This is a genomic window from Acinetobacter sp. ANC 3882, assembly GCF_022549545.1.
In the GTDB taxonomy this organism is placed as follows: domain Bacteria; phylum Pseudomonadota; class Gammaproteobacteria; order Pseudomonadales; family Moraxellaceae; genus Acinetobacter.
In genome coordinates this window covers 144,731-159,918 of sequence record NZ_JAKZGB010000003.1, presented here as the reverse complement: position 1 = coordinate 159,918, position 15,188 = coordinate 144,731, and the positions used below count along the sequence as shown (strand labels likewise).

At 39.2% G+C, this 15,188-nt stretch carries 10 protein-coding genes; 4 read left to right on the top strand and 6 right to left on the bottom strand.

The window, feature by feature from the left end:
• Nucleotides 1-60 precede the first annotated feature (60 nt).
• Nucleotides 61-1,077, bottom strand: a complete 1,017-nt coding sequence (locus MMO42_RS08260; RefSeq protein WP_241320271.1) for an AraC family transcriptional regulator — start codon at nt 1,075-1,077, stop codon at nt 61-63.
• Nucleotides 1,078-2,631: 1,554 nt separating this feature from the next.
• Here MMO42_RS08260 and pgaA point away from each other — a divergent pair.
• Genes pgaA through pgaD form a run of 4 tightly spaced genes read left to right on the top strand, consistent with a single transcriptional unit; the run spans nt 2,632 to nt 8,622 of the window.
• A complete protein-coding gene (gene pgaA / locus MMO42_RS08255; RefSeq protein ID WP_277603300.1) occupies nt 2,632-5,097 on the top strand; it encodes a poly-beta-1,6 N-acetyl-D-glucosamine export porin PgaA in 2,466 nt (821 codons plus the stop codon).
• Nucleotides 5,097-6,911, top strand: coding sequence for a poly-beta-1,6-N-acetyl-D-glucosamine N-deacetylase PgaB (pgaB, locus tag MMO42_RS08250; protein ID WP_241320030.1), 1,815 nt, complete (start codon nt 5,097-5,099; stop codon nt 6,909-6,911). Before pgaA ends, pgaB begins: the two co-directional genes overlap by 1 nt.
• The gene (gene pgaC, locus MMO42_RS08245) at nt 6,908-8,152 is read left to right on the top strand and encodes a poly-beta-1,6-N-acetyl-D-glucosamine synthase (RefSeq protein ID WP_241320029.1); all 1,245 of its coding nucleotides are present in this window, start codon (nt 6,908-6,910) and stop codon (nt 8,150-8,152) included. The genes pgaB and pgaC overlap by 4 nt, the downstream gene beginning before the upstream one ends.
• On the top strand, nt 8,149-8,622 hold the full coding sequence (gene pgaD, locus MMO42_RS08240; protein ID WP_241320028.1) for a poly-beta-1,6-N-acetyl-D-glucosamine biosynthesis protein PgaD: 474 nt from the start codon (nt 8,149-8,151) through the stop codon (nt 8,620-8,622). The genes pgaC and pgaD overlap by 4 nt, the downstream gene beginning before the upstream one ends.
• A 97-nt stretch (nt 8,623-8,719) precedes the next feature.
• Here the strand turns inward: pgaD and MMO42_RS08235 are convergent, their stop codons facing one another.
• The 5 genes from MMO42_RS08235 to MMO42_RS08215 are packed head-to-tail and all read right to left on the bottom strand — an operon-like array spanning nt 8,720 to nt 14,928.
• Nucleotides 8,720-10,441 carry a biotin carboxylase N-terminal domain-containing protein gene (locus MMO42_RS08235; RefSeq protein WP_241320269.1) on the bottom strand — a complete coding sequence of 574 codons (1,722 nt, stop codon included), beginning with the start codon at nt 10,439-10,441 and terminating at the stop codon, nt 8,720-8,722.
• A complete protein-coding gene (locus MMO42_RS08230) occupies nt 10,441-12,024 on the bottom strand; it encodes an urea amidolyase family protein (protein ID WP_241320026.1) in 1,584 nt (527 codons plus the stop codon). The genes MMO42_RS08235 and MMO42_RS08230 overlap by 1 nt, the downstream gene beginning before the upstream one ends.
• A 32-nt stretch (nt 12,025-12,056) precedes the next feature.
• On the bottom strand, nt 12,057-12,872 hold the full coding sequence (locus MMO42_RS08225) for a putative hydro-lyase (RefSeq protein WP_241320025.1): 816 nt from the start codon (nt 12,870-12,872) through the stop codon (nt 12,057-12,059).
• Nucleotides 12,873-12,874: 2 nt separating this feature from the next.
• The gene (locus MMO42_RS08220; RefSeq protein ID WP_241320024.1) at nt 12,875-13,639 is read right to left on the bottom strand and encodes a 5-oxoprolinase subunit PxpA; all 765 of its coding nucleotides are present in this window, start codon (nt 13,637-13,639) and stop codon (nt 12,875-12,877) included.
• Between the two features lie 35 nt (nt 13,640-13,674).
• On the bottom strand, nt 13,675-14,928 hold the full coding sequence (locus tag MMO42_RS08215; protein ID WP_241320023.1) for an NRAMP family divalent metal transporter: 1,254 nt from the start codon (nt 14,926-14,928) through the stop codon (nt 13,675-13,677).
• Nucleotides 14,929-15,188 lie beyond the last annotated feature (260 nt).

Below are 15,188 nucleotides of genomic sequence, written 5' to 3'. Positions count from 1 at the left end.
TTAACTTTCATTGTGACTTCGTTTTGGGTAAGGATGATAACTAAAACGCAAATAATAAAATTATGAACGATGATTTAAAATTTTTTTCTTTCGATATTGTAATGGACTCATCCCCGTCCAAGCTTTAAATGCTCGAATAAATGAGGTCTGCTCTTGATAAGCCAATAGCATTGAAATGTCCAGAATACTCAAATTTAAATCAGCAAGATAATCAAAAGCTAAATCTCTACGGACCTGATTTAATTTCTCTTTAAAAGTATATCCTTGCTGTTTTAATTTCATTTGAAAAATACGAGATGGCAAGCCAATCTGGTTCGCTATATATTCCACGCTAATATTGCCTTTATTAACTGCTTGGATAATTTCTTTCTGTACCAATTCATCAAAAACATCCAGATGAGGACGCTTTGAGAGCAATACATTCGCTTGCTTAATTAAAATATCATTCAGTACAGGGTCAGCATTTGGAACCGCGAGTTCCAGGCTATTCATAGAAATATATATTTCTACATGATCACTTTCAAACTCAACAGAACATCCAAAAAAATTTTCATAATTATAAAAAAATTTATTTTTTTGCGTACTAAAGTTTATTTTATGCACATGAATAATATTAGGATGGACCAATTGATTCAAAAAAATATAAAAAACTCCCATCAACAACTCATCCACAAGATGATTATTTTTTATGTACGGGTCTTCACTCCAACTGATAATAAGAAAATCATCTGAAACAGACATCTTTGCTGGTTTAGTTTCACAAAATAATCTTTGATATTTTATAAAAGAATTGAGAACTTCCAATATATTTTCACTAGACAGAGCAATATAACCTAAAATACCAAGATGTTTAGGCTGTGCATATTTTGAAATATCCAGTCCAAGTGTTGGCTTCGGATATTTTTGATTAATGTCTTCCAATAATTCAATCCAATCCCAAAGTGGAATTAATTCATTGGTTTTATAGTCACTCAAATATTTTGCATTTTTAAGATTATTTTTTACACAAAAATAAATCAATAGGTTTTGCATCGCACTAGAAACTAATTTAACTTGATTAGACTTACTCAAAACCATTTCACCCACTCTATCTCATATCAAGAACCACACCTCCAAGAAGGAATCAAAAACCACTCATGCAAGTACATTATTTAATCAAATTAAAAAAACCATCATCGTCTATGCTTTCAACCCCTTACAAATACGGCATAAAAACTTTTTTTTGTGATATTAGTCACATATAGTGTTAAAAATCTACTGGAAAACTGAATAAAAAAATTATCATTTCAATAAAAAAAATTATCATTTCAATGAAAGTTTGGAGATTGTGAAGCTGTCTTTAACATAAGAGATGGCAAAAATTTATTTTTATTCGGTATTCAAATCTTTAAACGGGTGATAACGAAACAGAAACTAACAGTTATTCTAATTTTTTGTTTTACCAGCAAAACAAATTTACCCAATTCAATAAAAACTGAAGAATTTAAAAATATTTTTATAATTAATTGACTTTAGCTAATTCACTATTTTCAATTACAGAGTAGACTTCTACTTTTATTATTTTTCTATAGATGATATTGATCTTATTTTAATTAACGATAGGAGAAAGCTAACTCAACAAAAATGAGTAAAAAAAAGAGCAAGACAATAACAACAAGAATAAATATTAAAGAAAAACTTACAACAAAGTAAAAATCATTTATTTTTTCCAGAAAGAAAATAAACAGATAAAAGATTAAAAAAATATAACTAATATTTGTATTCCACAAGCACATAGTAAGAACACAAACCTGCTCATTTCTTAAAAATAAACCATCATCATTTTCTTCATTCTTCTCATTCATTTTATCAAAATCTAGTACTAACGTTTTCTTATAGAACACGCCCACCCCTTAAATCTATTATAAAAATAGACCTTACCCCCTTTAAATTCAAATTTATTATCATTTAATACACAAAAACTAGCATTACTTACTTAAAATTATGACAACAATCAGCAACCTAAAAATATTTATTATAAAATTCAGATACCTAAAAGAAATAAAATACCATACCCGCCTTCAAATTTGCTCTTAAAACAATATCACCTACACAAAAAACAGATTAAATCTAAATTAAAAAAATATAAAATACAATAACTTAGAATTCTTAAAAAAGGTTACAGAAATTAATTTTCTAAACTAACTAGGTATATTTTTTGTAATTATAATCTATAGATTCATTTATTTTATATTTCCAAGCTATTTTAATTATTCATTCATTGATATCTGACATATAAAAAAAGAGCACTCTGTACAATTGTATGATTTTACTTAAAAATATTTTTAAATAAATTTAACTTAATATTTTTGATATTTACTTAAATGAAAATTTCTATATCTGAATATTAATTTCTTCCTCAATTCATGCCCTCAGAATACAAAACATAAAATACACAAACACATTGACAGAAAAAACAAAAAAACATGTAGTTATCAGCATATGAAAATTAGAATGAAAAATAAAATATTGATAAATAAAAACTTATTAAATTTTAAAACGATCATTATGGCTGTACACAAGCAAGACAATGTGTGATTTAAGTCGCATATTAGAATAAAAAAGAGAAACAACCAACAACCCAAACACTTTATGCAAAAAACTCAGCCACTTTTCCCAGCCAGCCTATTGTTTCTATTAATTTCTAATATGTCACATGCCCATACATCTGATTTTTTAAGAGAAAAAGCAATTTATCAAATTAAAAATGGGCAAGCAGCTCAAGGTTTGACAAGCCTTGAATCGTTGTTACAGCAGTATCCTGATCAACAACATGTTCTAGCTGATTACCTATTGTCAGCCTCCCAGATTCAAGCTATCCCCCAAGCTACACTAAGCGATTTAACTCAACGAATTCAGCCAAAGCGCTTCCCAGAATATGCTCAGCTCGCAACGGTTAAACTTCTACGGGACCAGAAACAATTTAATTCGGCATTAGTTCTACTCGAAAAATTTGAGCCTTATCAGATGCATAATCATATGCAAGTTGCAATTCTAAAATCTGCATTACTGGCAGAAAATAAGCAACTGGCTGAAGCAGTAAAGATATTACAAAATCTTGATACAGCAGAAATGAATGCAGAACAGTTGAGCATAGTCGCATACGTTTACCGTCTATTGGGACAATACACTTATGCATTAAAAACGATTCAGCTGGCTTATCACCAATACCCCACCAATGCTGCCATTCAAAACGAGTATTTCAATGTTTTAGTTGCTCTTGGCAGTTATGAAATGGCAACCGATTTTTCCAAAAAGCATCAACTCAAAGAGAATGCTGAGAATTTAGCTTGGCAAAATAGAATTGGAAAATTTTCACAGAATGTAAATGAGGCAATCAAACAGCAAAAATATTTATCTTCCCGTGCTGAAAGTGAAACCAGAAGTTTTGAGCAACTTGATCAAGTTTTGGAAGAAGCTGCACAAATTTCCCAACAAATTCCAACCCATCAGGCCATGTTCAATCGTTTCTATTACGACTATCTCTACGCTCTAAATTATCGAGGCCAAAAACAACAACTTTTTAGCATCTTAAAACAGGTCCCCTTGCCTCCAATAGAACAAATGCCTGCGTATACGCGCCATGCCATTGCAGATGCATACCTTGCAAATAAACAACCAGCCGAAGCTGAGATGATCTATCGCAGCTTACTGCCTGAAAAGAACTATCCCGATATTAGCCTCTATACATCACTTTATTATTCATTGATTGAACAAGAAAAATATAAGGAGGCGCATGCACTGGTTATCGTGATTGACGAACTGATTCCTACGTATGAATACAGCGAAGCCAAAGGCGTCGATAAGAATGTTCACCCAGATCGAAATGAATATCTATCGTTAGTTGCATTGGATATGGCTTATCGGAATCGCTTGGATTTATCGGAACAATATCTCAAAGATACGGTTAGCAAAGCTCCTAATAATGCTCAATATTTAAATGATTTAGCCAAAATCCAACGTTGGCGAGAAAATCCTCGCCAAGCCCAACAAAGCATTGACCGTTTAAATGGTTTAGAACCTCACTCAAAATACACACGTATCAATAACATGCAAAATACTCAGGCCATTGGTGATATCCAGTCTTGGCGCAAGCAAACCCAAGCACTGATCAAAGACTACCCAAGTGATAGTAGTATCATCAAAAGTAATAAAGAATTAGATGATCGCAATCATGCCAGTATCATCCATGAAAGCCGCCTTTCACGTAGCCGTGCAGAGCAAAACCAGTTATTACAATCACTCAAAGGAACACGTGACCATGAATCCAATACCTCGCTATATTCGCCATGGTTAGCAGACAATTATCGAGTATTTGTTGAACATCAGGATATTTGGGGGAAATATGCAGATGGAAACTTACAAGAGCAACGCTTTGGTTTGGGACTAGAATGGCAAGACCAAGGTAAAGCTTTGGCACTGGTTGCCTTTCAAAATATCGACGGGCAGCGTCAAGGTTTAAGAGCGGACTGGTCACATCAACTCAATGATTACTGGCAATACGCGTTATCCATCAACACCCAAGCCAATATTCCTTTACAAGCCATCGATCAAGGTGAAAATGGCAAATCTTATGCTGCTACGATTCGTTGGCAACAAAATGAATCCCGTCAAGCCTACGCAGGATACAGCTACACAGATATCAGTGATGGCAATAAGCGCCATGATTTTTTTGCAAACTATAATCAACGTGTTTTCCAAACCGCTCATCACACGACACAAGCTGGTTTTTCAACATTTTTAGGGAAAAATAATTTAGATAACGTGGCTTATTTTAGTCCTAAACAAAGTTATAGCCTTACGATCAACTTGAGCCATGACTGGTTGATTTGGCGAAATTACGAACGTCATTTCAATCAAAATTTCTCGATCAATGCGGGGATGTTTCACCAACAAGATTACGGTTCCAAACCTATTTTTGACGCGCAATATCGACATGAATGGCAATTGTCGCGGATCTGGGCACTGCATTATGGGATTGGTTGGAAACAACATCCTTATGATGGCATCAATGAAAAACAAACTTATGCCCTGTTCGGTTTTGGGGGGCGATTCTAATGACGTTTTTCAATCTTGTTAAAATGCTCTCGGTATGTGCATTTCTCCTTCCCGCTCACAGTTTTGCATCAGAGCAAGCAAAATTTGACGCTCAGCATTTTGTTAGCCTGACCTTTCATGATGTCCGTGACGATGTACGCAAGAGTGGTGACAGAGATATTTATGCCATTAATACTCAAAATTTAGTGCAATTTTTTGAATGGCTAAAACGTTCTGAATGGACTCCAATTACCTTAAAACAAATTATGGCATCTCGGGAACATGGCATTCCATTGCCTAAAAATGCAGTTCTGATTAGTTTTGATGATGGAGCATTGAGTGGATATAGTCATGTCTATCCGTTAATCAAGCAATATCAAATCCCTGTTGTCTTTGCTTTGGTCACCAGTTGGACCGAAGGTAACACGCAAGCCGCTTATGAAGCCTATGGTCAAAATAATTTGATGAGCTGGAAACAGCTACAAGATATTCAAAAATCAGGTTTAGTTGAATTTGCCAGCCATAGCCACGATTTGCATAAAGGTGTACTCGCCAATATACAGAAAAATGAAAAACCTGCCGCTTTAACTCGACAATATGATCCAAGCAAACAACGCTATGAATCTGAACAAGAATATAGCCAGCGTATCTACAACGACTTGCTGAAATCCAGGCAGGTTTTACAACAAAAATTAGGAATAGATTCGTTGGCAATCATCTGGCCCTATGGTGCGGTCAACCAACAAGTCACTCAAATTGCCAATCAGGCAGGCTTCCCGCTATCTTTTAGTCTGGGAACTGAAAAATTAAATGACGCCAATGATGCGACCTTTCAACGCGGCATCGTTTCGAATAATCCAACGGCGGAAAATTTACGTGAGCAACTCACAGGCTTTATGGAATATGGTCAACGTCAAGATTATGAACCGATGCGAGGTTTGCAATTTGACTTGGCTCAATTTTCACAGGACAACACGTTATACAATCAGCAATTAGGGAGTTTATTAAATAATTTAAGTGCGTTAAAAACCAATACCCTAATCGTTAATGCATTGACCAATCAAAAGGAAAATACCGAGGATCAGGCCTACTTTCCAACAACCCATCTAAAACTGGCTCAAGATATTTTAAGTCGTACTCATTGGCAGACACGAACGCGGGTTTTCCATCGAGTTTATGCACAAATGCCGATCTTCCCCGATCTAAAGCGAACTCATTTAGCAGTTGATTTAAGTAGAGACCTGATTCGAAATAATCCCAATCTGGATGGCATTATTCTAAAAACAGATCAACAACTTGCTTGTCGTTATAGCACTGTTGTGAACTCAGCTTGTCTGGAAAAAGAAGCTCAAATTTTAAAGTTAACCCAACAGGTCAAAGCGGCTGTCACGCCTTATCTCAACCAAAGTAATCCCTTTCATTTAACGCTACAGCTCTCACTCTCTGATTTAACAGATCAGGGCTTAGAGCAAATTGTTAAGACCTATCTGCCCTACGTGTCATTACTAAATATTGAAATAGACAGTCTGAGTAATCCAAATGCTTATCAAAAATTTATAGCGCAAGTTGGTTATTTAACGGCCGCAGAAAAAGCCAGACTGATGGTCACCCTGGTGAACCAAGACCAGACTTCTGCAAAGGAATTACAGCTCCTGCAACAACAGTTTTTAAACTTACAAAGACATGGAATCCAAAAATTGGTTTTAAGCAATTACCGCTTTGATAATGCAAAAGCGGTGCATGAACAATTATTTACACCGCTCAGTTTAAATGAGAGTCCGATCAGTTATCGCAATCCATTTATCGATCAACACGTAAATGGAGCACACCCATGACCCTAATGGAAACTCTTTTTTTATTTGCTTTTCTCTATCCATTGGTCATGGCATGGACATGGATGGTTGGTGGATTATGGTTCTACTTTAAACGTGAATATAAGCAAGACAGATTACCTGCAATTTCAGAGCAAGGATGCAGCATTATCATTCCTTGTTTTAATGAACAAGACCAAGTTCGAGAAACCATACGTTTCGCGCTACAAACACAATATCCAAAATTTGAAGTCATCGCTGTCAATGATGGTAGTGCTGACGACACTGCAAAGATTTTGGATGAACTAATGCTTGAACATCCAAGTTTACGGGTCGTGCATCTGGCAGAAAATCAGGGTAAGGCCTTTGCCTTACGTTCTGGCATGATGGTGAGCCAATATGAATATCTGATTTGTATTGATGGAGATGCTTTGCTACATCCACATGCGGCCATTTGGATGATGCATCAACTGACAGCATTTAATCAGGTCGGCGCAGTGACTGGAAATCCTCGAATTTTGAATCGCTCAAGTATTTTAGGGAAATTACAGGTGGGTGAGTTTTCCTCAATTATTGGCTTAATTAAACGTGCCCAACGTACTTATGGACGTATTTTTACAGTCTCAGGTGTCATTGCTGGCTTTCGAAAAACAGCACTCATGCAAGTCGGTTTATGGTCAGACGATAAAATCACCGAAGACATTGATATCTCATGGAAACTGCAACTTGCTGAATGGGATATTCACTATGTTCCTAACGCCCTGTGTTATATCTACATGCCTGAAACCTTTAAAGGTTTGTGGAAGCAGCGATTGCGCTGGGCTCAAGGTGGTGTCGAAGTCATCAAAACTTACCTGCCCAAGCTATTTAAAATTTCAGCACTCAAAATGTGGCCTGTCGCGCTTGAAGCGATCACCAGCATGATCTGGGCATATGTCATTTTTCTGATCATCATTTTATTTTTCATTGGGTTATTTGTCCCTCTATCAGCAGAATGGCACATTAAATCTCTATTGCCGCAGTGGTACGGCGTTATTTTAGCGATCACCTGTCTGATTCAATTTTTTGTCAGCTTGTTCATCGACAAGCGATATGACGGAAATCGTTTCTTTCGAAATTATTTTTGGGTCATTTGGTACCCCTTATTTTTTTGGATGCTAGGGGCGATGACTACTGTCGTTGCTGTCCCCAAAGCTTTATTTACACGGAAAAAAAGAGCGAGATGGGTTAGTCCAGATCGTGGTTTTAAAGGTGAGGCAGAATGAACAAACAACAATTGAATATCATTGAGGACGTATCACAACTCGATATCCCTGAATATATTGAGCAACACAGCTATGTGAAAAACAAAGGCGCACATTATTTGCTGCAAGGGATTGGTTGGGCACTCTGGACCCTCTTGTTTTTACCCTTATTGGCAATATTTTTATGGGTATATCAAGGCAAATTGATTAAAAACTATATTTTTGCAGAGCAGCTGAGTGTACAGCTCCATAATTTCTTTTGGCTCGCAATCATGGTCGCCGTCTGTTGTACCTCTCTGCTGTTATGGGCAAGCTATAACTGGTTGCGATATCGTAAGGCGGAAAAAACCACCATCAGTAATGTGACACATTCGATTCTGGCCGAGGGCTTTTTGATTCCCATGGATGAGCTATCAAAAATTCAACATTCCCAAAATATTGTTCTGCACTATAACCATGAAGGTGTTTTAGCTGACTACGAACTTAAATAGCTCTTCACTCGATAGAAATAATAAAAGAGGCAAATCCCTGCCTCTTTTATTATCCGTTTTACTTTTTAATTTCAGGAATAAAAAGGTATTTCAAGTATCATTCAATCACCCCAATAATTGATTCCGCTTGATAAGTACTCCCCTGTTCTGCCCCGATTTGTATCATGCCACTGCGATGTGCCAACACAGGTACCTCCATTTTCATGGCTTCCATAATGGCAATCACTTGTCCTTCTGTGACCTGTTCACCCTGTGCAACTTTCCAAGCGCTCATCACACCATTAATGGGTGCAAGTAAATGTTCAGCTCTTATTTCTGGTTCGGTAGATTCTGCTGGAGTTACCGTTGTTACAGAACCTTGTGCAAACATCCCCGCAGGTAAACCTAAACGATGTAATTTCCCATCAATTTCAATGTAGCTGAGCAACATCGGTTGTTGATGGTTTGGAATACCACGTTTGGTCGGCTTTAACTCTTGTTTAAAGTCATTTTCGATCCAACGCGTATGTACTTTAAACTCATTGCTAAAATCAGGCTCATTTAAAACCGCACGGTGAAAGTCTAGAACTGATGCCACACCTTCAATTTTAAATTGCTGCAAAGCACGTTTGGCACGCGCAATCGCAACTTCACGGGTTGGACCCGTCACGATCAGTTTTGCCATCAGCGAGTCAAAATGACTGGACACCAATGAGCCAGTTCGAACCCCTGTATCGACGCGTACTCCATGACCAAATGGTGCTTCAAACAAACTCAATACACCAAATGCAGGAATAAAACCACGTGCTGGGTCTTCGGCATTAATACGAAACTCAATGGCATGACCTTGAACTTTGGGTGTCTCTTTAATCGAAAGCTCATGGCCTTGCACGACACGGATTTGTTCTACCACCAAATCAACTTTTGTTGTTTCTTCAGTCACGGGATGCTCAACCTGCAAACGGGTGTTCACCTCTAAAAATGACAGCTTGCCATCTCGACTGAGTAAATATTCAACTGTTCCTGCACCCACATAGTTTGCAGCCTGACAGATGTTTTTTGCCGAGCTTAAGATGTGTTGGTAGGTCTCATCGCTAATAAATGGTGCTGGTGCTTCTTCGACTAACTTTTGGTTACGGCGTTGCAATGAACAATCACGTGTACCAAGTACCACAATATTGCCATGTTGATCGGCAATCACTTGCGCTTCGACATGACGAGGTTGATCGAGGTATTGCTCGACAAAACATTCACCACGGCCGAAAGCAGCTTTCGCTTCTCGTACTGCGGATTCATAAAGCTCTTTGACTTCTTCGAGTTTCCACGCAACTTTTAAACCACGGCCACCACCACCAAACGCAGCTTTAATGGCAATCGGTAAGCCAAATTGTTTGGCAAACTCTAAAGCTTCATCTGCATTATTAAGTGGGTCTTGAGTCCCCTGAACTAACGGCGCACCGACCGAAGCAGCAATTTTACGCGCTTCAATTTTATCACCCAATTTCTCAATCGCACTTGGTGATGGCCCCACCCATTTTAAACCTGCATCAATCACGGCTTGGGCAAATTCAGCACGTTCGGATAAAAAGCCATAACCCGGATGAACCATGGTCGCTTTGGATTTTTTTGCAATCTCGATAATGGCAGCAATATTTAAATAGGTTTCACTGGCAGTCGCCCCAGCCAAGCCCCATGCTTCATCTGCAAGTTCGACATGCAGACTATCAATGTCATCATCTGCATATAACGCGACCGATGCAATTCCCATGTCACGGCAAGCATGAATAATACGAACGGCAATTTCACCACGATTCGCAATCAATAATTTTTCTGTATTCATCATTCATTCTCAAAATCTGTAAATTCGGCAATTTTTTTAAATTTGATGCGGCAACCTGCTGGAATCTGTGCCACCAAATCCCAATGGTGTTTAGCAACAGAGCCAATGACTGGATATCCGCCCGTTAAAGGGTGATCATTCATAAATAAAACGGGTTGGCCGCTCGGTGGTATCTGCAAAGCACCAATACATGTGCCTTCACTTTCCAGTTCATGGGTAATTTTGCGAGTTAAAGACTGCGCACCTGAAAGTCTTAGCCCGACTCGGTTGCTTTCATTGGTCACGAGCCATTCTTGCTGACAGAGCAGCTCAATACTGTCTTGTTCAAACCAGTCTGTACGCGGCCCCATCACAATATCTAACTCGATCAACTCGCCAGCTTTTGGTAAATCGTTTCTGCCCACTTCATTTACACTAATGTTAGCTGCCTTCACTTGTCCTTGATAAATGGTATCTCCGAGCTTTAAAGGTTCTGGCCCTAATATCGCCAAGCTGTCAAACGAAGCGCTATTGAGTACAGGTTCAACGTCTATACCACCGCGGGCTGCCAGATAGTTTCTTAAGCCTGTAGTTGGTGGCTGAATCTGAAATTCATCACCTTCATCCAGATCAATCGGTTGATAGCTTGCAAAGTTCGTGATTTGACCATCGGCAAATTTCACACGGATATTTGAGATGGCACCTGCAACTGCAATAACACCTGCATGCTGCATTTTTGCTTTTAAGCCGCCATTTAACACTTCTATGATAGGAGTATCGATTGGATTCCCCACAATACGATTAGCACTGTGCATGGCAGCTAGGTCCATTGCACCAGCCATTCCAACCCCAATATTGGTCTGGTTGAATCGTCCTTCATCTTGAATCAGCATTTGTAGACTTGGCGCAGTGATCGTAAACAGTGGCACAGATTGTTTCGGTTCAACCGTACGCGTGATTTGCTGCGGTACACTCACAGTTGTCGGACGATGCGTGACATCTTCAAAATATACCGTCATACCCGGTAACAGCAATGCAGGATTTTTACGCTCTAAATCCCACATTTTTTCTGATGTTGACCCAATCAGTTGCCAACCACCCGGACTGTCTTTTGGGTAAATACCAGAGTATTTTCCAGCCAAGCCCAAAGATCCTGACGGTATTTTTTTACGTGGAACTGTTAAGCGTGGAATATCGGTAAAAGGTCTGTCGGGACTACTCATATATGCAAAGCCCGGCGCAAAACCAATAAAAGCCACATTCCACACGCTTTCATGATGTTTTCTAATCACATCGGCAACAGACAGCCCTTGTAATTCGGCAACCTGCGCAAGGTCTTCGCCATCGTAACGAATCGGCACAATCACTTCTTGGCCACTACGCTCAAATCCAGAATCAACTTTAAGGCTCTGAATTGAAACAACTAGTGTTTTAAAGTTGGTTTCGATCTCGTTAAAAAAAACCAAAATTGTTTTTGCAGCAGGGACTAAGTCTTTAATTCCATTCAATTGCGTATTTTGCAATTTATTGTACAACGCCAAAGTTTCTTCGAGGCTCGCAAGCTCAATCAGGAAACAATCGGCGTTTACCGATAAAAAACGCATTTGCTTATCCTTTTAATTGTTCTTTATTCCAATTAGCCCATCCAAGCACGGTCAGGAATGTCGGTAATCAACATGTGACCCGGCGCATGACTAATCGCAAAAGGAATTTTCGAGTTCATGACAGCTGCTTGCGGTGTTACCCCACATGCCCAAAACACAGGAATTTCGCCCGCTTCAATGCGGGAAGCATCACCAAAGTCTGGCTTATTTACATCCAAAATTCCTAAGCTTTCAGGGTGACCAATATGTACAGGTGCACCATGCACACTTGGCATACGTGAAGTAATTTTTACCGCTTCACTAATTTGATGCGATGGAATGGGTCGCATAGAAACCACCATATTTCCTGAAATACGCCCTGCTGGTTGGCACTGAATATTGCTTAGATACATCGGGACATTGGTATTGTCATGAATATGACGAACTTCAATCCCCGCTTCTTGCAAAGCCGTTTCAAACGAAAAACTACAACCAATTAAGAAAGTCACCAAATCAGGATGGGCATTATAAATCTCGCTCGCATCAGTCACCTCATCGACCATTTCGCCCTCTTTCCAAATGCGATAGCGCGGGAAGTCAGTGCGGATATCTGAATCTGCTGCAAGCTGAGTTGCATAAATGCCTTCTTCAAGCACCTCAAGTACTGGACAGCTTTGTGGGTTACGATGCGCATAAAGTAAAAAGTCATATGCCCATGCTTTAGGCACTGAAATCATGTTGACCTGCGTCATGCCCGCAGCCATACCTGCTGTCGGTTTATCAAATCCTGCGCGGATTTTTAAACGTGCATCTAACGCAGCTTCAAGTTGAGCTGGATCGACTTTAATATCCTTATACATTGTGCTCATCCTTATGCTTTGTTTACAAATGGTCGAATTTCAATATTGTTTTTTAGCAGTTCGGCTTTAATCGCTGCCGACATTTCTAAAGCACCGTCAGTATCACCATGTAAGCAAATGGTATCGGCTTGAATTGGGGTGAATACACCGTCAATTGACTCAACCCCACCATTTTTAAGCATAGACACTATACGGCTCGCCACAAATGCCGAGTCGTGTAAAACCGCACCTTCTAAACGACGAGAGACCAGTGAACCATCACTGTTATAAGCACGGTCTGCAAATGCTTCAGACACAACCTTCAAACCAGCCGCATAGGCCTGCTCTACTAAATTTGAACCAGCCAAAGCCACTAAAACCAGTTCAGGGTTATACTTTTTAATCGCATCAATCACAGATGCTGCTTGCGCTTGGTCATGGGCAATGGTGTTATAAAGCGCGCCATGCGGTTTAACATATTGTACTTTTGAGCCTGCCACTTTTGCCAAACCATCCAGCGCCGAAATTTGGTAAAGCACATCGGCAATCAGTTCGTCTCGTGACAAATCCATATTACGGCGACCAAAACCAACAAGGTCAGGATAAGACACATGCGCACCAATGGTCACACCAAGCTCCACTGCTTTACGAACCGTTTTTAAAATGCCCAGCGGGTCGCCAGCATGGAAGCCACAAGCAATATTGGCACTGCTCACCACAGGTAAAATCTGATCATCATTACCCATTTTCCATGAACCAAAGCTTTCACCCAAATCACTATTTAAATCTACAAACATGGCATTATTCCTTTATCAATTCACAGTCATCTGGCTTACAGTTTGGTCAAATAGTTAAACACGGTTGTAAACGACATATAGCCCATCCACCACGTCAATACACAAGTGAGTGTACCTAAAACAATTAACCATTTTGGATAATTATAATTGCCCATCAAGTCTCTACGGCAAGCCGCAACATAGACAAAAATGGTAAGTCCGATCGGTAGCACTAAACCATTAAAACCACCCACGAAAATTAACAATCCTGCTGGTGTCGCACCCAATAACACATAGAGTAATAAGGCTAATGCAATGAAGGTAATGGTGGTGTAATTACTTTGCTTTGGCGTTAAATTCTTTTTAAACGCAGTAAAGAATGAAACCGACGTATAGGCTGCACCAATGGTGCTACTGATCCCCGCTGCCCAGAAAATTAAACCAAATAATTTATAACCGAATGTACCTGCAGCATATTGGAATGCTTGAGCTGCTGGATTGGCATTATGACTGGCGAGATCAATGCTTGCACCACTGACCACCACACCCAAGAATGCTAAAAATAAGACATAGCGCATGATCCCAACCACAACAATGCCCTTGGTCGCTGCTTTTGCCACTTCATCAATATTTTCAGGGCCAACTGCACCCTTATCGAGTAGGCGGTGCGCACCCGCATAGCAGATATAACCACCCACCGTACCGCCGACAATCGTGGTAATAATGGCAAAATCAATCTGATCTGGGGCAAAGGTTTGTTGTACTGCTTGTCCAACAGGAGGCATCACAATCACGGCCACGATGATGATTAGGATGATTTTCAGCAATCCCAACACGATCATGCTTTTATCCATCGCAAGCGTTGCTTTTCTTGAAGCGAAAATCAAAATCGCCAAGGCACCACTCAGAATCCCTCCCCATTTGGTATCCAGACCAAATAGCGCATTGAGACCTAAAGCCGCACCTGCAATATTCCCAATGCTAAAGAAAAAGCCACCCAAAATGACCAGAAAAGCAAGTAAATAACCACTGCCTGGTAAAGCCTTATTGGCAATATCAGATGCACGCATTTGCGTCAGGGTCACCACACGCCAAATATTTTGCTGCACCACATAATCAATCAAAATGGAAACTAAAATGGCAAAACCAAATGCAGCACCTAATTTCACCGTAAATACAGCCGTTTGGGTTAAAAAACCTGGCCCCATTGCCGAGGTTGCCATCATAAAGATCGAGGCAACAATGGCCCATTGACGATCTGATAGAAAAGAAGATTTCAGTAAAGACATATTAATGCGTTCCTCATCCATTTGAGCTTCATAACGCTATTTTTAACTTGATCCAGAAACACCATTTTTACAAATGATCTTCTTCAATCCCTTTAAATAACAAAGATTCCCTGTTCTCCCACAAAGCTGGGTAATCAAATCTTCTATTTAAGATAAAAACATAAGCGAGCCTGCTGAACAATACGACTTTTTACAGAAATAATTAAAACTAAAACCATGAATTTATTTAATTTTTATTTTTTAAAATTTTCAATATAAATTTTACTTATCACGTTCCATAA